Source organism: Sphingobium sp. S6, from assembly GCF_905120495.1.
In the GTDB taxonomy this organism is placed as follows: Bacteria; Pseudomonadota; Alphaproteobacteria; order Sphingomonadales; family Sphingomonadaceae; genus Sphingobium; species Sphingobium agri.
On the sequence record NZ_CAJHOG010000003.1, the window covers coordinates 77670 to 95991 of the forward strand.

An 18322-nucleotide genomic window follows, 5' to 3' on the forward strand; every position below is an offset into this window, starting at 1 on the left:
TGTCATTGGCCTAGCAGATGTCGCGCAATCATGTTGCGCTGGATTTCGGAGGTGCCGCCCGCAAGGCGCAGAACTCGGACGTCGCGGTACATCTGGCAGATCGGCGTTTCCGCCATGAAGCCTGCCCCGCCAAATATCTGGAGGACGCGATCGACCACCCGGCCCGCCATTTCCGAAGCATATAGCTTCACCATCGCAGCCTCATAAGGCGCGACCTGGCGATCGCCCAATTGCCGCGCCAAGGCGAACGTCATCGAACGGGCGGCGAACAATTCGGTCGCACAATCCGCGAGCGAATGCTGGATCGCCTGATAATCCGAAATCACGCTGCCGAAAGCTTTTCGCGTCTTGGCATATTCGACGCCGAGTTCGATCGCCCGCTGGGCCGTGCCAAGCGCCGTTGTGGCCATGGTAAGCCGCTCTTCGGCAAAGGTCTTGAACACCAGCTTCAGGCCGCCACCGACCTCCCCGATCACCGCGCTGTCGGGCAGTTCCAGATTATCGAACACGAGCTCGGCCTGCTCTAGAGGACGGCCGCCCATCGTCTCCTGAAGCCGCGCGAGGTTCAGACCGGGAGCACCCTTCTCTACCAGAAAAAGCGTAAAAGCCTTGGATCCGGCCTCACGTCCGGCGGTGCGAGCGAGCACGAATAATATATCGGCTCGTGCGCCAAAGGTGATGTAATGCTTACCGCCGTTCAGCAGCCAGCCGTCGGCGATTGGCTCAGCCTTGGTCTTGAGGCCTTGCACGTCCGATCCCGCTTCGGGCTCCGTCACCGCGATGGCGGGCAGAATCATACCGGCGGCAATACCAGGCAAATATTGCCGCTTCAACGCTTCGGACCCGCCGAATTCCAGGAAACGGGCGGCGATGCCGTTGGTGTTGTTCAGCTGCACCCACACCGGCTTGGGCGCACGCGTCAGTTCCTCATGGATCGCATAGAAGGCCAGGTGCGAGAGTCCTGCCCCGCCATATTCCTCTGGGATAGTGAGCCCGAAATATCCGCCTTCCCGCAAATCCTGCTGGAGCGCATCAGGCACTTCGCCGCTTGAACTGATCTCCACCTCATGCGGGAGGATGCGCCGGTTCACGAAATCCGCGGTCGCACTTTTCAGATCAGCGACGTCGTCGGGGAAGTCCAGAATTCCTGTGATCAGCGACATTAGCTAGCCTTTGCGGTTTCAAGGGGCGCATCCTGCAGCAGGGCATTGTCCGCCCCCAATGCTGGCGCAGCAGACGCGGCGGGTTGTTTCTTGCGGAAGATCGAGAATGGCGAAGGCACGCCGCGCAGGGAAACGGGATCCCAATTCCAGTCACAAGTCATTTCATTAGCGGCGACCTGCGGATCGTTCAGCAACTCATCGGGGTAGGCGACCCGTTCCCAAGTCACACCTTCGGCCGCAAAACGCTCGGCCCAATGAGATAGTGGGTGCGAACCAAACTCTTCATCCAATAGAGCAATTATCGCAGCTGCATTCTCGCTAATCATGCGCGGTGAAGCAAAGCGGGGATCTTCGGAAAGTTCTGGCATACCCAAGGCACGCGCAACTCCCCGCACATGCCGCATGGCATCAACGCAGGTCAGGAAGAACCACCGTCCGTCAGCCGTTCGATAACTATTGTTCAAAGGTGTCCGTGATTTTAGCCTAGGCCGGGCACGTGGCACTCGGCCATAAGCCTGGTGCGATACCAAATCTCCGGTGATGGCGAAGGCAGCGGTCTGCAGCAGTGAGGTCTCGACGAGCCCACCGCGCCCCGTGCTGGCGCGCTCCAGCAACCCGGAAACGATGGCTGCGTACAGGGCGAGCGAAGTCATAAGGTCACCATAGCCGCCGGTTAATGCAGCGGGTTCGCTGCCATCCTGCGTGACTTGCGCGAGGAAACCCGATCGCGCCCAGAAGGCGCCGACGTCGAAGCCGCCATTGTCTGCGTCTGGCCCGCGCAAACCAAGACCCGTCAGGCTGGCTATGATCAGGCGAGGATGGCGTGAGGCTAGAGCGTCGGCATCCAAACCAAGCCGGCAGATCTGCGCTGGCCGAAGATTGTTCACGAGCACGTCGGCTGTACCAAGTAGCTTATCAAAGCGGGCGCGATCGCCTGCCTCATCAAGATTGAGCACCACGCTTTTCTTGTTGCGATTGAGCATGGCAAAAGCTGCGGAAGGAACGTCGTTGCCACGCATAGACTGGGGGAAGCGCCGGACGGGGTCGCCGTCAGAACTCTCGATTTTCACAACTTCAGCGCCGAAATCTGCTAGCATCGCTGTAGCGCTAGGTACCGCGAGCCAGGAACCGATTTCAATGACACGCAGCCCCTGAAAAGCGCTGAGGCTGCCCTTGTTTGGTGACTGCATACAATCCATTCTTTAGGGACACGATCTTGACCAACCGGTTGGTAACTTATTTAGACTCATTCTGTCAAGGCTGCGTGCAAATTCCTGTTTAATGCCGAATTGAAAACGGCAAATTCCGTCGCCGATCAATAAGTCTATTGACCGTTCGGTTGGTATACTATAGGAACTTAGGTTGGAATATCTGTGAGATGAGCATGAAGCAGGACCTTTTTCGGCTGGCCCTTCCGCTTGGAAGGGCGAGCAGCCTGAGTTGTTCGGCAACGCCATCCCCGATCACCGTGATATGGCCGCCCGTGCGGGTCGGACGCTTCCTGAACTCCCCCGTCCCTCATCTTCGCTCTGAAGTTCTGGTAGCAACGATCCGAATCATTGGTATAGGAATGGGGCTGTTTAAGACCGCTTCAATGCTGGACGAATACGCAACAATTCTTTCGCCTTTCGCAAAAACATCCAATATTTTATTCAGTGGCAAACGCACACACTTAGAGTAGGGATCGCTTCGCGTTTCCGTGTCTATAAGACAACATATTTTACATCAAATCAGATGCGACAGCAAAGATGATGGGAGTGAGGTTCCGGTGATGAAAACGTCAAGCTCCGTTCTTTCGCCTGGATGGCCGATATTCCTCTTTCTGCTTCTTGCGACACTGCCCAATACCTTCACTACGACTCTGCTTTCGCCAGGCCTACCGATCCTAGCAGCCGAGCTGGGAGGTGGGTCGCGCGGCATCGCCTATGCTCAGATGCTGATGACAATTCCTGGCATCGCGATGGTCGCGTCGCCTTTACTCGGATGGCTTGCCGACCGCTGGGGTAAACGTCCAGTGCTGCTAGCGGCGCTATTTACAGATACGGCCGCGGGCCTGGGGTGTATGTTCACGACCGACTTCACCGTGCTGATCATTCTTCGCTTCATTCTGGGCTTGGGCGTGGGGGCGTTGATGACAGTCAGCCTTTCCATGATTGGGGACTATTATTCAGGCGAAGCGCGCACGAAGATGCTGGGCTATCGTTGGGGTGCCATGACGTTCTTCTCCATGCTTGCCGTACAGGCGGGCGGGTTTTTGGCGAACAGCCATGGATGGTCAGCGCCGATGCTGTTATATCTCGTCGGAGTTCCATTGTTTATCTTTGCATTGCTGCGCGTGAAACCCGTCGCTAGTAGAAAGGAAGAAGCTCCGGAACCACGGTTGGTAGTGCAGCAACCGTTGCGCGAGACGATCAATACGATCTTCATTCTTGCTATGATTGGCAACGTCTTCCTCGCTTTGGCCCAGTATAATCTTTATACACAGTTGCCGTTCCTTCTCCGGGAAAAAGGATTTCTGGATCCCCGCACCTATGCTGCGGTAATGCTGCCTGCACCGCTGGCGTCCATTGGTATCAGCCTCTGTTTCGTCCGCCTGAGGCGCTGGATGCATCCCTTGGCCATCATTGCTCTCTCCCTCGCATTTTTCAGCCTCGGCACGATATTGTTCGTCCATGCTGGCAATGTGATGGTATTCCTCATTGCGTCAGCCGTTACTGGCAGCGCAACCATTCTGTTTGAACCTGCGCTGAGCAGTTTCCTGCTGGACAGAATCCACCCAAGTCGTCGAGCTTTCGCAATGGGAGCGATATTCAGTACATTCCACGTCGGGCCGTTTCTGATCCCAATCGCCTTTGGGCCCGTCAACAGAATATACGGCTTCTCCACCTCATTCACGCTGCTGGCGGCCGCCACTCTCGTGGGGGCGGGGCTACTGTGTATTGGGTTGCGGGGCCACTTTCGCCCAGACCCGGCGGTGGCCGCTCCCGTCTGAGGATGTTCAGATGGAAACCCGGACGATCGCGATGGCCACTGCGACGCAGTTCCTGCTGATGCTAGGCTTCACAGTGATCCTGCCGATCGGCCCAGACATCGCGACAGACCTTGGACTACCAATAGCCGGCCTGGGATTGTTGACCTCGTCATATGCACTCGCAGGGTTTGTGACGGGTCTCTGCTCGGCGGGGCTTCTTGACCGCTATGATCGCCGTTCGCCGTTGACCCTTGCTCTCGTCCTGATCGGCCTTGCCAACATAGGAGCTAGCTACGCCCACCACCTGCCTATGTTGATGCTCATGCGTTTCATCGCGGGGGGATGTAGCGGGATAGGGACGGCACTGTTGACCGCAATCGTCGCTGATACCGTTTCACCCTCAAGGCGGGGTAGAGCTTTCGCGATGGTGCTGGGAACAGGGCCGCTGGTATCAATCATTGGCGTGCCGATAGCAATCCAGCTAGCTGCTATAGCGAGCTGGCGTTTGCCATTACTGCTTCTTGGGTTAACAGCCCTGGTGCTTATGACATTAGCGCATTTTGCGCTGCCGCCGATAACTGCCCATTTAGATAGCCCTTCGCGTCCAGCGGGTTTCCAGTTGAATTACGCGATCCATCGCCCGGTGTTCCGAGCGGCGATCGCGGGCATATTCACCATGACTTTTGCCTTTGGCCTTCTGACAGCGAATAATGCGTCTCTTCTAATGCTGAACCTCCATCTGCCGCGGGACTGGCTGGCGATGTTCTACATGAGCTGTGGCAGCGTGACGTTCGCGCTGCTCCGTCTGGTCGGAAGGATGATGGACCGCCTAGGTCCCCTCACTTTTATACTGCCTGCGGCTGTCAGCTTCAGCGGAGGAGTGCTGCTGAGCTATGTGCTGCCGGTCGGCCTAGCGGTGGGCGCGGCGGCGATGTGCGTCACAATCATAAGCATATCGACGTTGAGCGTATCCATGACAACGCTCACGCTTCAAGCACCTGATCCAGCCGAGCGGGCAGGTTTTGGCGCATTACTCGGAGCGCTTCAGTATCTGGCGAGCGGGGCCGGCGCAGCTGTCTCGAGCGGTCTCCTGACCGATCTGCCCGGACCCCGCCTTGGCAACACCCAGTTTGTCGGCCTGCTGGCGATCGGCGCGGTTTTGCTTGTCCCATTTACTGCGCGCCAGCTGCGTCGCCATCTGTGACGAGCAAAGAACACCGGCAGCCCACAGTCAGAAACTGCCCAGAAAAGGATTACCAATGCAAAATCGGACGATGATCGCGCCCCTCACTGGTGGACTTGGTCATCCCTTCGTCCAACCGCCATTTGATTGCACCAGCGTCGGCTACAAACAGGAGGAATATCTCCTCTCCGGTGATGCCGCACGCTTCCATTTCGTGCACGGAACCGGCCCTTCCCCTGATGGCGAGTGGCAGATCAGAAAAGGTGAAGTCCTTCCGTATCGGACCAGAATTGTTGTCCGGCGTCCTAAAGATGATTCCCACTTCAATGGGATCGTTATCCTTTTGTGGAGCAATGTGTCGGCAGGGTTCGACAATATCCGGACGCACCCCCTGATGTACGAGGACGGCTATGTCATCGTCGCAGCGTCTGTTCAGCGCGTCGGGATAGAAGGATTTTCCGGTCCAAATCCTAAGGGATTGTTAGCTTTTGATCCTGAGCGATATCGAGACCTTTCAATTCCCACCGACGACATCTCTTTCGATATCTTCTCTCAGATCGGCGAAGCGATAGGCCCGCATCGGACCGGCTTCCTGCACCCTCTGGGCGACCTTCCCGTACGACAAGTAATCGCTCGTGGGGCGTCGCAGTCTGCAGCTCGGCTAGCGGCCTATATCAATGCCATCGCTCCCTTGGGTCATCCATTTTCCGGCTTCATGCTTGACGTCTACTTTGGCACTCCGTCGGCGATCGACACGAACAGCGATGAGCGTCCCGGCAACCTGAACGACCTGTCGGAGCTGATAGATGGCTGCTGCCCAGCCGGCACCAGCCGCCTCCGGGATATCGACGTGCCGGTCTTCATCATCAACAGCGAAACCGAAACCCGCAGCCTTGCCGCCGTCCGCCAACCAGACAATGAGCGGTTTCGGTTGTGGGAAGCGGCGGGCATCGCCCATGCCGGAGGTATCAAAGTCAGCGCAGCCTTCACCGCCACGGATCTGCCGCCCAACAACATTGACATCCAACCATTTCGCGACGCCGCTCTTCATTGGATGCGGCGCTGGATCGAAGAAGGCGTTCCGCCCCCTGTCCAACCGCGCATTGAGGTCGAACCGGCAAGCGGCGGCATCCCACCTCGGATTGTCCGCGACAAACTCGGGATCGCCCGGGGCGGTGTTCGCCTTCCGGAGGTCGCAGTGCCGACGGCCGTGCATACGGGATTCAATACACCCGATTGGGCGTTCCTTCGCGGATCAAGCCAACCGCTGACATGGGAACAATTGGCGGCGCTCTATGACGGCCCTGAAGATTATCTCCGCCGCTTCAGCGAAGCTGCCGAAGCCGCTGTTGAAGCCGGCGTCTTGCTGCCAGAAGGAGCGCGGACATCGATTCAGCGCGCGAGAGAAGAAAGTCCGCTGAACCACACCCACAGGGAGCAAAATGCATGATATTGCCGGAACTGCGTGACAAGACAGTGATCATCACTGGTGGCGCGTCAGGCATCGGCCTTGCGAGCGCGCATGCTTTTGCCCAGCAGGGAGCTAGGTTGCTGCTCGCCGACGTTGACGACCGCGGCCTAGCCGCTGCCAAAGATGCGCTCGTCGCGACGGGCGCGGAAGTGATCGTGCACAGGGTCGACATCTCCAATGCCAATGGTGTCGCACGCATGGTCGAGCAGGCGAGCCTACATTTCGGGGGACTTTATGCACTCATCAACAATGCCGGCATCACCCAGACCGGAATGAAGCATCTATGCGATGTGGAAGAAGAGCAGTTTGACCGTCTGATCGCCGTCAATCTGAAGGGCATGTGGCTGGCCATGAAATATTCGATACCCGCGATCGAACGCAGCGGCGGCGGTTGCGTGGTCAACATGTCCTCCTCCGCGGGGCTTGTAGGTCAGGCAGGCGTCAGCATCTATGCGGCGACCAAGCATGCCGTACTTGGCCTGACGAAGGCGGCAGCGCTGGAATACGGAATGAGAGGCGTGCGGATCAACGCCGTCTGTCCCGGCGCGATCGACAGCCCGATCCGGGCGCATCAGCGGTCAAATTACACGGCGGAAGAATGGGCAGCGCGCAGCAAATCCTATCACCCGGCGACGGGACGCGATGGAACGGCCGATGAAGTGGCGGGCGCGATATTGTTCCTTTGTTCGGACGCAGCCTCCAATATCCATGGCACATCTTTAGCCGTGGATGGAGGACGGACGGCCCAGTGAGGGGCCGCCCATTTTCTTGTATCAGGCGAGTGCATCCTGCCGCGCGGCCAGCGTCCGCGCGGCATCGCCGATGGCGATCCAGGGCTGCTGTGACGGATCTTCGATCCGGCTGAACATTCGATTGTGGCAAATCGCGACGGCAAGGCCGGTGGCCGTGTCCGCCCAACCGATCGATCCTCCCGCGCCCGGATGGCACAGGATGGACGGCGCGGTTCCGATTGCTGCTTCGACACCGGGATGATCGCTACCAAGCCAGAAGCCGCCCTGTCCCAATATTGCGACTCGCCCGACGACGCGGTCGGTTTGGAAAGGATCTGTGCGTAGCTTCGTAAGGCTCTGCACAGTAGCTTCCGAAAGGATGCGGACGCCATCCAGTTCGCCCCCGCAGGCCAGCATCGCATAGAGCCGCGCAACCGACCGCGCATCTGCAATCCCGCCCGCCCCAGGCAGCACCGCTGCATGAACGTCGGCGCGATTGAAATTGGCGGGGCCGGTCGCGACCGCTGGCGGCACCGCCAGGCTGAGATAGGGCGCAACGTCCTCCCCTGCCCGCGCATGGCTAGGTGCCACTGCTGTCGTCAGCGACACCGCGCCACTATCTCCTGCCGGAGCCTGCCCGCCATGGGCAACATTGGTAAGCGTTGCAACGCGCGGTTCCAGCGCAGGATCGAGGCCAAGATGGAAATTCGCGATGCCGAGCGGCGCGCAGATTTCCTCGGCGATGAACTGGTTGATCGGTCTGCGCGCTGGGTCGGTGCGCCGCACGATCTCTCCGATATACCAGCCAAAGACGAAAGCTTGATAGCTGCTCTGGGAATCGGCGGGGAACAGCGGTTCCATCTGCTCTATATGGCGGATCATCCAGCCCCAATCGCACATCGTCTCCACCGTGACCCCCGGCGGCATCTGAGGCACGCCCGACCGGTGCGACAGGACATGGCGAACCGTAATCCCTTCCTTCCCGTTCGCCGCGAACTCAGGCCAGTAGCGTGCGATAGGCGCATCATAGTCGATCAAACCGCGTTCAACCTGGATATGACAGGCAATCGCCGTGAACGACTTGGTGACCGAGAAGATGGGGAAGAGCGTCTCCCTCGTCACCGCGCTGCCAGTGGCCGCATCGGCCTTGCCCGCCCATGTGTCGATCAGCAGCCGTCCTCGATGATAGGCGGCAACCTGCAAACCGACTTCCCCTAGCTGCAAGGCGCGGGCAATCGCCGCGTCCATGTCTGGGGTGCTGATCCTCTCCATTTGCATCTCCTGCTTATCTCTTTAGTTTACGACTGTGCGCCTAGCGACACCTTGATCCCTTCGCCCGTGATTGCTGCAGCTTCCGGCGACAGCAGAAAGGCAACCACCTTCGCCAGATCGGCCGGAGCCACCCATTCGCTTATGTCTGCGTCCGGCATGTCCGCGCGGTTTGCAGGCGTGTCGATGATTGTCGGCAAGATGGCGTTAACGCGAGTATGCGGCTTTAACTCATTGGCGAGGCTTTCCGTCAGCGCCATCACGGCCGCCTTGGACGCGGCATAAGGCGCCATGCCTGCCGCTGGTGCACGAGCCGCCGCCGCGCCGATATTCACGATGCTGCTACCCTTTTCCGCCAGATGCCGCATCGCCGCTTGGCAGCAGAGCGCAGACGAAAGCAGGTTCATTCGATACATCCGGTCCCAATCCGCCGGATCGGTATCGGCCACCATCCGCCACATGAAGCCGCCTGCGATATTGACCAGTCCGTCGATCCGCCCACGCAGTTCCGCAATCTGTTCGAAGGCTCTGGCGACGGCATCCGGCTGGGTCAGATCGACGCCCCCCAGAGCCGTGCCATAAGGATAGCCCTCCGGCGCCGCGCCCAGATCGATGGCGGCGATTGCATGACCACGGTCGGCAAGCATTTGCGCCACGCTCCTGCCCAGCGCCCCGAACGCTCCTGTTACTACGATGACTCCCATGACAGCCTCTCCATGTCTGCGATTGACCGCACGCTAGGCACGTTCGAAAACCGCGGCCAGTCCCTGGCCGCCGCCGATGCACATCGTTTCAAGCCCGTAGCGCACGTCCCGACGCTGCATTTCCCGCAACAGGGTGGCCAATATCCGTCCGCCAGTCGCTCCGATCGGATGGCCGAGCGAGATGCCAGAGCCGTTCACGTTCAACCGGTCCCGATCATCCCAGCCCCAGCCTTTGAGCACACCCAACACCTGCGGCGCGAAGGCCTCGTTCAGTTCGACCAGCCCGATGTCATCCCAGCCGAGGCCCGTCCGCCGGAACAGCCGGTCAACCGCCGGAACCGGGCCAAGCCCCATGCGGGAGGGTTCGCACCCCGCCGCTGCCCAGCTATGCAGCCACGCCATTGGCTCCAGCCCTAATTCCTCGAGCCTATCCTCCGCCACGACCATGCAGGCGGCGGCTGCGTCATTTTGCTGGCTGGCATTGCCAGCCGTAACGACCCCCCCCTTTTCGATAGGACGCAGCAGGCCAAGGGAATCCACTGTCGCATCCGCGCGGAATCCTTCATCCCGGTTGAAAACAACGGGATCACCGCGACGCTGCGGCACCGCGACAGGCACCAGTTCGTCATCGAACCGGCCTTCCGCCCAAGCGGCCGTCGCCCGCTGGTGACTCATGGCCGCGTACGCGTCGCATTCTTCCCGCGTGATGCCGAAATCACGCGCGACGTTTTCAGCCGTTTCGATCATACCGCTGATGACGCCGAACCGCGCGATCGGCTGCGACATGATGCGCCCGCGCGACAGTCGGTCGTGCAGTTCCGTGGAACCGCCGCGCACACCTCGTCGCATCATCGTCGTATAATGTTCGACCTGGCTCATGCTTTCGGCGCCACCGGCTATCACGACATCCGCAGCGCCGGTCTGCACCATCATGGCCGCGTCGATTACCGCCTGAAGTCCGGAACCGCAGCGCCGATCGAGCTGATATCCCGGCACTGATATCGGAAATCCCGCTGCAAGGGCCGCCCATCGTCCTATGGCAGGCGCCTCGCCGTTGCCATAGCCTTGCGCAAAGACGACATCGTCCACACGTTCCGGGTCGATGCCAGTGCGGTCCACCAGCGCCCGCAGCACCGTGGCCGCCAAGTCGCCCGCACCGATGTCAGCCAGCGCACCCAGATATTTGCCGACCGGCGTCCGGATTGGATCGACGATAGCTGCCCGCCGCATTCTCATGCCTGCCCCTTCCCGCTGTCGAAACTGTAGAAATTGCTACCCTCAGAACCAAGCTGGGCCAGTAGCGGGGACAACATAAATTCATCGCCGAGCAGGGGTGCGAGCGCCCGAAGCCGCTCGACGATCCGTCCGATGCCCTCCTGACCTGCCCAGTATAGGGGCCCTCCGCGATAGGCCGGCCAGCCATAGCCCGTCACCCAGACCACATCGACATCGGAGGCTCTTAGCGCCTTCCCTTCTTCGAGAATGCGGGCGCCCTCATTCACCATTGGATAAAGGCACCGTTCGAATATCTCGCGCTCTCCTATTTCGCGCCGCGTGATGCCCTTACGCTCTGCCAGTTTCAGGATGATGTCCTTCACCTCGCCCGATGGGACGGGCTTTCCTCCCGCGTCATAGTCGTAATAGCCCTTGCCCGCTTTCTGGCCGAGCCGCCCGCGCTCGTTCAATATTTCCCGCACGGTGGAGGAACTGCTTGTCTCCCGGTTCCAGCCCACGTCATTTCCCGCCAGATCACGCATCTGGAACGGCCCCATGGGAAAGCCGAAGTCGTAGAGGACGCGATCCACATCCCATGGCATCGCTCCTTCCAAAAGCAGCTTTTCCGCTTCCTTCTGCCGTTGCGCCAGCATGCGGTTGCCGACAAAGCCAAAGCAATTGCCGACGATTACCCCGACCTTGCCAATCCGGCGAGACAGGCCAACAACCGTGGCCAGCACATCAGGCGCAGTCCGGGCGCCCCGTACTATTTCCAACAGCCTCATGATGTTGGCGGGCGAAAAGAAGTGCATGCCTACGACATTTTCCGGCCGGGCAGTAAAACCCGCTATCTCGTCGAGGTTGAGATAGGATGTGTTCGTCGCCAATATCGCATCGTTCCGCGCGACCCGGTCGAGTGTTTCGAAGACCTCACGCTTAACCGCGATATTTTCAAAAACTGCTTCGATGATCAGGTCGCATACGGCCACATCTTCGATCCGCGTGGTCGCCCGTAACAATGCCATAGCCGCATCGATGCCTTCCGCCGTGACGCGCCCGCTCGAGATGCCTCTTTCATAATTGCGCCGGATCGTAGCAACACCTCGTTCAAGCGCTTCGCTTTCCCGCTCGATCAGAACGACCGGAATCCCCGCGCTCAGAAAGTTCATGGCGATACCGCCACCCATTGTGCCCGCGCCAATGACGGCCACGGTTTCAATCGGCCTCGTGCGGCTGCCCGCAAGGTCGGGGCGCAGCTTCGTCGCCTGCCGTTCAGCCAGGAATATATGCCGTTGCGCCAGCGCCTGGTCCCCGTCGCGCAGATCTTCGTAAAGGGCGCGCTCTGCCTTCAATCCTTCCCGCAGAGGGAGGCTCATCGCCGCCTCGACACAGCGCACGGCATATTCGGGCGCCTTGAAGCCACGATATTTGCGGGCGTTGATCTGGCGATAGCGCTCGAACAGCCCTGCGGCCTCTTCCGCCGGAAAATCCCTGGCTTTGCCGTCCGATCTTGGCATGCCGTCACGTGCCGCTAGGTCCTTCGCCAGCGACACAGCCTGCGCGCGCAATTCGCTATCCGCCACTACGGCATCCACCAGACCGGCCTTCAACGCTTCATCCGCGCCAATTTGCCGCCCGCTTGTCACCAGGTCGAGCGCGAGTTCTGGTCCAGCGATATGGGTCAATCGCTGCGTCCCCCCAGCGCCCGGCACAATGCCCAGCTTCACCTCCGGCAATCCCACACGCGTGGTTTCCGCAGCGACACGGGCATGCGCGACCAGTGCCAGTTCCAGGCCGCCGCCGAGCGTCGTGCCATGAATAGCGGCAACCACGGGCTTGGGGGAGCGCTCCACCACCCCTTGCAGATCGCGCAATTCCGGCCACTCTCGCGGCTTTCCCATCGCTGTGATGTCGGCGCCCGCATGGAAAGTCCGTCCGGCGCAAGCGATAACGATCGCACGCACATCATCATCGGCATAGACCCGCTCCAGCGCCGACACCATTCCGCTCATCACCGCATGGGACAAGGCGTTGACCGGGGGATAGTCAGTCGTGATGACGGCAACGCCATCCTCGATCATATAGTCCGTGATCATATCTACAGTCATGTCAGCTCGCATCGCCAGATGATTGGGATTGCCGGTCACCGAGTGCGCGCTCCAGCAATCCCTTCGCGATCACCTTGAGCGCCAGCGTTTCCTCGGCCCCTTCGAAAATCGACAGCACGCGCGCGTCGACAAAATAGCGGCTGACCGCCATCTCTTCGGCATAGCCCATGCCGCCGTGGATCTGCTGCGCCTCCCGCGTCACCAGTTCCGCCGAACGGCAGGCCAGCAGCTTGACCAGGCTAGCCTCCATCTGCCCCCGCCCCTCGTCCAGCCAGGTTCCGACAGCATAGGTGAGGTGGCGGCATGCAACGAAGCGCGCCGCCATTCGGGCGATCTTGGCCTGCGTCAGCGGATAGTCGCCCAGAGTGCGGCCGAAGACCTTGCGCTCCGCCGCATAGCTACGCGCTGCCCCGATTGCGGCGCGCATCACGCCGCAGGCTCGGGCGGCGGTCTGCATCCGCCCGCCGGTCATTCCTGCCATGGTGTAATAGAAACCCTTGCCGAGCCCCGCTTCGCCACCGAGCAGATGATCGTCCGGCACGAAGACATTCTCGAACGCCAGATCGAAACTGTGCATCCCGCGATAACCGATGGTCGGGATTGCACGACCCATCAGTAGTCCGCCACCGGGTTGTTCGTAGGAAAATTCATGTCCTTCGAAGGAAGGCTTTTCGACCAGCATGATGCTAAGGCCCTTATGTCCTGCATCTTTCTCGCCGGTGCGAGCAACGACCATCAGCAGCCCCGCCTTGCCGGCGAAGGTGCACCAGGTCTTGGCGCCATTCAGCAGCCACCCGCCATCCGTGCGCGTAGCCCGCAGCGAAATGCTCGCGACATCGGACCCATAATCAGGCTCAGTGATGGAAATCGCGCATAAGGGCGCACCCGCCGCGATGCCGGGCAGAAAGCGGGCCTTTTGCGCCTCCGTCCCACCAGCCGCCATGGCCCGCGCCAATATCTCCGCCCGCGTGATAAGGCTGCCCGCAGCGCCGAGCGATGCTTCCGACAGCGCTTCCGTGATGGCGATCATGACGTGATTATCGTCGCCATCATCGGGCGCCGTTCCGCCGAAGCGGGCCGACACGCCCAACCCGAAAATGCCCATTTCCCGCATCGGCCCAAGCAGAGCTTCTGGAACGATCAGGTCATGGCGATGAATGTCTTCAGCAAGCGGACGAACGACGTCGGTGGCGAAACGGGCAAAGCTGTCAAAGCTCATATGCGCGTCGACCGACATGGCAACGTCGCCGAAACCATCCCCCGCGATGATCGCGGCGCCCAGTCGTTCCTGGGCCGCAAAACCTCCATGCTCGAGGATCGCCCGCCACTCGCCAGCATTGCGCAGATCCGCCACATCATCGAGGGCTACACCAAGATGGCGAGCAATCCTTTCGAGCCGGTCGAGCGTACCAAGGAGAACATCGGCGACATATATTGCGACCAACCCGGCGTCATGCCTGCCAGTCTTAATTTCCACGCTAGCCGCGAAAAATTGCCGCGCCGCGAGTATTTCGGCGCTGGCGAAGGCCAGTTCATAACAAGCTGACTGCTCACGATTGAGCGCATCTGCCTGAACCCTTCCCGCAGCTGCGCATCGGTCGGCCAGCCCCTTGACTATAGTGTTCAACAGCCTCTCAAAATTACCAACGAGACTATCCACAAGGTCATCGGATCGACGCATTCCGGGGATCGAAGCTTGATGCGAATGGCGCGGGTTCGGCGATATCACGGTCATCTTGTTCTCTGAATCAGCTTTCGCATCCCAACTAGCTGCAACAGGACAAATTGTAAACCGGTCGTTTGGTTGGTGATTACCATGCAGCTACATTTGCATCAGCCATCTCCCGAGACCGAGCGTTCGAAACATAATAAACGTAACTTGTTTCATGATTATTTTGAAAATTCGCGTCGAACATCCTGAGCAAGGAGCTGGGAGAATTGGGTCTTGCACATTGTCGCTCATGAATGTAATCTACCGGTCGTTTGGTATTTAATGCGAGAAAAGGCCCGGGTGATGAGCAAGCTGCCCTTTAAGATGATTGATGCCGACCAGCATTTTTATGAAACCGATGACTGCTTCACACGCCACCTGCCACGTAAGTGGATAGATGAGGGCCGGGCGATCCAAGTTGTCCGGCGCGAAGGCGAAGCGACCGGTCGGGTCATGTTCGGTGACCGCAAAGTAACCTATTATGGCGCGGCTCCCACCCATTCTACGGGGCAGCCGGGCGCGATGCTGGAATATTATAAGTCAGGCGGCCACGGTAGCAAAGGCTGGTTCGCCCAAGGCATGATCACTGCCGACGATCTACCCGAATCCCGCAGCCGCGATGTGCGCCTCAGATATCTCGACAATGACAATATCGAGGCGGCGATCATGCTCCCCTCGCTGGAAATCGGCGCCGAATGGCTGCTCTCCAGCGATCCCGAAGCGCTGGGGGTCAACCTCACTTCCTATAATATGTGGCTGGAGGAAGATTGGGGCTTTGGCGCAGATGGCCGTCTGTTCGCCGCGCCCTGCCTGGCGCTCGAAAACCCGGAATGGGCCTGTCGCGAGCTCGACCGCGTATTGGAACGCGGCGCAAAACTTATTCATCTTCGCGCAGGCCCGGTGCGCGGCAATCTGTCTCCCGCCGATCCGCGCTTCGATCCTTTCTGGGCGCGCGTCAACGAGGCCGGGGTGACCGTTTGCTATCACCTATCGAACACAGGTGAAGCCGAGTATTACGGGGCGCTTTGGGGAGAGAGTTACACACGCCCGCTGCATCGCTGGACACCTTTCATGCGCGCTACCTGTTTTGGGGATCGTGCGATCGGCGACACGCTGATGGCCCTCATCACTCATAATCTGTTCGGCCGATTCCCCAACATCAACGTGTTTGTGCTGGAATATGGTTCGGAATGGGTGCTGCCGATGATCCGCAAGATGGATCGGGCGGCACGAATGTCCGGCAAGGAGGATTGGGCCTTCGGAAATATCGGCGAACGGCCGCGCGAGGTGTTCAAGCGCCACATCAAGGTATCGCCCTTTCCGGAAGACGACATCGCGGGGCTGGTGCAGACGCTCGGCGCGCCCTGCGTGCTTGGCGGATCGGACTGGCCTCACCCCGAAGGCGTACACATGCCTTCGGATCTGGTCGACCATCTGCCTGAACTGACGGACGAAGAACTGCGCCTCATCATGCGGGACAATACTGGCCGCGCGCTCGGCCTGGTCGCGCCCGCACCGGCAGCGGTTGCCTGAAGGAACGCGACTTATGGCACCAGGAACAGGGCGGCGTCTCAAGGTGGTGGAGCTGGGCAGCTGGCTCGCCGCCCCAGGGGCCGCGGCCCTGCTCGCTGACTTATCCGCTGAGGTCACCAAGGTTGAACCGGTGGCCGGAGACCCTGGCCGTGATTTTCTCGGTGCGATGGGCAGCGACAAGAGCAGTCCCACCTTCTCACTGCTCAATCGGGGCAAGGACAGCATCATTCTGGATCTTGGCACAGCAGATGGAAAAGATGCCTTGGATGGGCTGCTGGCCGACGCCGACGTCTTCATCACCAACTTGCGGCCGGGCTCTCTTCAGAGATTGTCCTTAGACCCCGATGCGGTGGTAGAACGCTTCCCGCGGCTCATCTACGCGTCCATCACGGGTCTTGGGCTGCGCGGTTCCCAGAAGGACACCGGCGTTTTTGACGTCGGCGGCTTCTGGGCACGCAGCGGCCTCATGCACCAGCTGCTGGTCCCTGGAGCGACACCACCGGTCCCGACCGGCGGCTATGGCGATATGGCGATGGCTCTCGCCGCCTATGCCGGGATTGTTTCGGCGCTGCTCCGGCGGGAATGGACCGGCAAGGGCGGCATCGTGGAAACCTCCCTGCTTCAGACCGGCGCTTATATCATGAGCGGCGACCTCGCAGTGCAGGCGGTCCACGGCGGCATGGGCGCGCAGCAACCTCGAACTGACTGTCGCACACCTCTTGTCAACAGCTACCGCGCGGGGGACGGGCGCTGGTTCTTCCTGACCGAAATCGACGCCCGGCGCGGCTTCGTCCGGCTATGTGAGGCCATCGACCGGCCGGAACTTGTCAGCGATCGCCACTTCGCGACGGCACGCCTCATCCGCCAAAACCGCTCGGCGTTGATCCCTTTGCTCGACCAGTTGTTTGCGTCAGAACCCCTGAGCTACTGGCAAGATCGTTTCGTCCGGGCGGGCGTACTATGGCAAAAGATCGCATCGCCCGAGGAAGTGTTAGCGGACTCACAAATCCATGCCAACGGCATGCTCAATCCCATCGTCGATGGCGAAGCCGTTGTGCAGATGGTGCCCAGCCCCTTCACCATCGACAGGCGGCGTCGCCCCGTCATGCGCGCCCCCCGGCTCGGGGAAGGTCGCTCTCGCCAACCAGCCGATTCATCCTTGGCGGCACCGGAGTAATCACCCATGCCACGCGGCAATTTTTATGAGGATTTTCATATCGGCCAGCGGTTCCAGCATCCGCTGCCCCGCACAGTGACCGATGCTGATGCTACCCTTTATGTCGCCCTCACCGGCACCCGCAATCCGGTTACATCCTCCGCCCCGCTCGCGAAAAGTCTCGGGTATCGGGCGCGGCCTCTCGACGACCTGCTCGTCTTCAACATGGTCTTTGGCAAGACGGTGACGGACATCTCCCTCAATGCCGTAGCCAATCTGGGCTACGCGGATGTGCGGTTCCTCGCGCCAGTCTATGACGGGGACACGCTCGCCGCCAGTTCCATCGTCATCGGCTTGCGCGAAACGAGCGGAGGCGACAGCGGCGTCGTTTACGTTCGGTCCGAAGCAGTGAACCAGAATGGACAACCCGTTCTGACATGGGTTCGGTGGGTGCTGGTGCGGAAACGAACAGCCGTGTCTGGCGATGGCACCGATGTCCGTCCCGACCTGCCGTCCTTCGTTCCGGCCGACCGCCTGGCCGTCCCAACAGGCGCTGTCGATCTCGAACTTCTCAGTCGAGCAACCGGTTCGACGTCCTGCTGGGAGGACTATATCCCGAGCCAGCGGCTGGATCATTCTGCGGGGATGACGGTGGAGGAGGCCGACCATATGTCCGCCACTCGCCTTTATCAGAATGACGCCAAGGTCCATTTCGACGGCCTGATGATGCGCGGTACGCGGCATGGCCGACGGCTGGTCTATGGCGGCCATGTCATCTCGCTTTGCCGGGCGCTGGCGTCTGACGGGTTGGAGAACATCCTGGCCATTCTAGCGATCAATGGCGGAACACATGTTGCCCCAACCTTTGCCGACGACACCCTCTACAGCGTGACCCAGGTGATCGACACAATGACTGTGCCAGATCGGCATGACGTCGGTGTATTGCGGCTCCGTTTGATCGGATTGCGTGACCTGCCTCCCTCCGATTTCGATTGGGATGGTGATGCGGCGACATTGCGCGGCCATCCCAATGTCGTCCTCGATCTCGATTACAGCGTCCTTCTGCCACGCAGATGATCCAAACTATTCAACGACAAAGGCCAGTTC

14 protein-coding genes are annotated in these 18322 nt (G+C 60.1%); 7 read left to right on the plus strand and 7 right to left on the minus strand.

Annotation, left to right across the window (positions count from 1 at the left end; all coding sequences use genetic code 11):
* Nucleotides 1–2: 2 nt before the first annotated feature.
* The gene (locus tag SPHS8_RS11110) at nt 3–1163 is read right to left on the minus strand and encodes an acyl-CoA dehydrogenase family protein (protein WP_201515584.1); all 1161 of its coding nucleotides are present in this window, start codon (nt 1161–1163) and stop codon (nt 3–5) included.
* A complete protein-coding gene (locus SPHS8_RS11115) occupies nt 1163–2353 on the minus strand; it encodes a CaiB/BaiF CoA transferase family protein (RefSeq protein WP_201515585.1) in 1191 nt (396 codons plus the stop codon). Before SPHS8_RS11115 ends, SPHS8_RS11110 begins: the two co-directional genes overlap by 1 nt.
* Nucleotides 2354–2934: 581 nt before the next feature.
* Between SPHS8_RS11115 and SPHS8_RS11120 the strand changes: the two genes are divergently transcribed.
* The 4 genes from SPHS8_RS11120 to SPHS8_RS11135 are packed head-to-tail and all read left to right on the plus strand — an operon-like array spanning nt 2935 to nt 7540.
* Nucleotides 2935–4155 (plus strand): MFS transporter, encoded by a 1221-nt coding sequence (locus SPHS8_RS11120; RefSeq protein WP_236575098.1) that lies wholly within the window; start codon nt 2935–2937, stop codon nt 4153–4155.
* Between the two features lie 10 nt (nt 4156–4165).
* On the plus strand, nt 4166–5338 hold the full coding sequence (locus tag SPHS8_RS11125) for an MFS transporter (protein ID WP_201515587.1): 1173 nt from the start codon (nt 4166–4168) through the stop codon (nt 5336–5338).
* Nucleotides 5298–6767, plus strand: a complete 1470-nt coding sequence (locus SPHS8_RS11130) for an alpha/beta hydrolase domain-containing protein (protein WP_201515588.1) — start codon at nt 5298–5300, stop codon at nt 6765–6767. The genes SPHS8_RS11125 and SPHS8_RS11130 overlap by 41 nt, the downstream gene beginning before the upstream one ends.
* Nucleotides 6764–7540 (plus strand): SDR family NAD(P)-dependent oxidoreductase, encoded by a 777-nt coding sequence (locus SPHS8_RS11135; protein ID WP_201515589.1) that lies wholly within the window; start codon nt 6764–6766, stop codon nt 7538–7540. The genes SPHS8_RS11130 and SPHS8_RS11135 overlap by 4 nt, the downstream gene beginning before the upstream one ends.
* 21 nt (nt 7541–7561) lie before the next feature.
* Here SPHS8_RS11135 and SPHS8_RS11140 read toward each other — a convergent pair whose 3' ends face one another.
* Genes SPHS8_RS11140 through SPHS8_RS11160 form a run of 5 tightly spaced genes read right to left on the minus strand, consistent with a single transcriptional unit; the run spans nt 7562 to nt 14442 of the window.
* The gene (locus SPHS8_RS11140) at nt 7562–8791 is read right to left on the minus strand and encodes a serine hydrolase domain-containing protein (protein ID WP_201515590.1); all 1230 of its coding nucleotides are present in this window, start codon (nt 8789–8791) and stop codon (nt 7562–7564) included.
* A 26-nt stretch (nt 8792–8817) separates the two neighbouring features.
* Complete coding sequence (locus SPHS8_RS11145; RefSeq protein ID WP_201515591.1) at nt 8818–9492, minus strand: SDR family oxidoreductase; 675 nt, start codon at nt 9490–9492, stop codon at nt 8818–8820.
* Between the two features lie 33 nt (nt 9493–9525).
* On the minus strand, nt 9526–10722 hold the full coding sequence (locus SPHS8_RS11150) for an acetyl-CoA C-acetyltransferase (protein ID WP_201515592.1): 1197 nt from the start codon (nt 10720–10722) through the stop codon (nt 9526–9528).
* Between the two features lie 2 nt (nt 10723–10724).
* A complete protein-coding gene (locus SPHS8_RS11155; RefSeq protein WP_201515593.1) occupies nt 10725–12815 on the minus strand; it encodes a 3-hydroxyacyl-CoA dehydrogenase NAD-binding domain-containing protein in 2091 nt (696 codons plus the stop codon).
* Between the two features lies 1 nt (nt 12816).
* Entirely contained in the window at nt 12817–14442 is a 1626-nt protein-coding gene (locus SPHS8_RS11160; RefSeq protein WP_236575099.1) for an acyl-CoA dehydrogenase family protein, read from the minus strand.
* A 387-nt stretch (nt 14443–14829) separates the two neighbouring features.
* Here SPHS8_RS11160 and SPHS8_RS11165 point away from each other — a divergent pair, with 387 nt between their 5' ends.
* From SPHS8_RS11165 to SPHS8_RS11175, 3 genes are read left to right on the plus strand one after another with little or no spacing between them, the layout of a single operon-like run.
* Complete coding sequence (locus SPHS8_RS11165) at nt 14830–16059, plus strand: amidohydrolase family protein (protein ID WP_201515595.1); 1230 nt, start codon at nt 14830–14832, stop codon at nt 16057–16059.
* A gap of 13 nt (nt 16060–16072) precedes the next feature.
* Nucleotides 16073–17236, plus strand: coding sequence for a CoA transferase (locus SPHS8_RS11170; protein ID WP_201515596.1), 1164 nt, complete (start codon nt 16073–16075; stop codon nt 17234–17236).
* A 6-nt stretch (nt 17237–17242) separates the two neighbouring features.
* Nucleotides 17243–18292 carry a MaoC family dehydratase gene (locus SPHS8_RS11175; protein ID WP_201515597.1) on the plus strand — a complete coding sequence of 350 codons (1050 nt, stop codon included), beginning with the start codon at nt 17243–17245 and terminating at the stop codon, nt 18290–18292.
* The last annotated feature ends 30 nt before the right edge of the window (nt 18293–18322 follow it).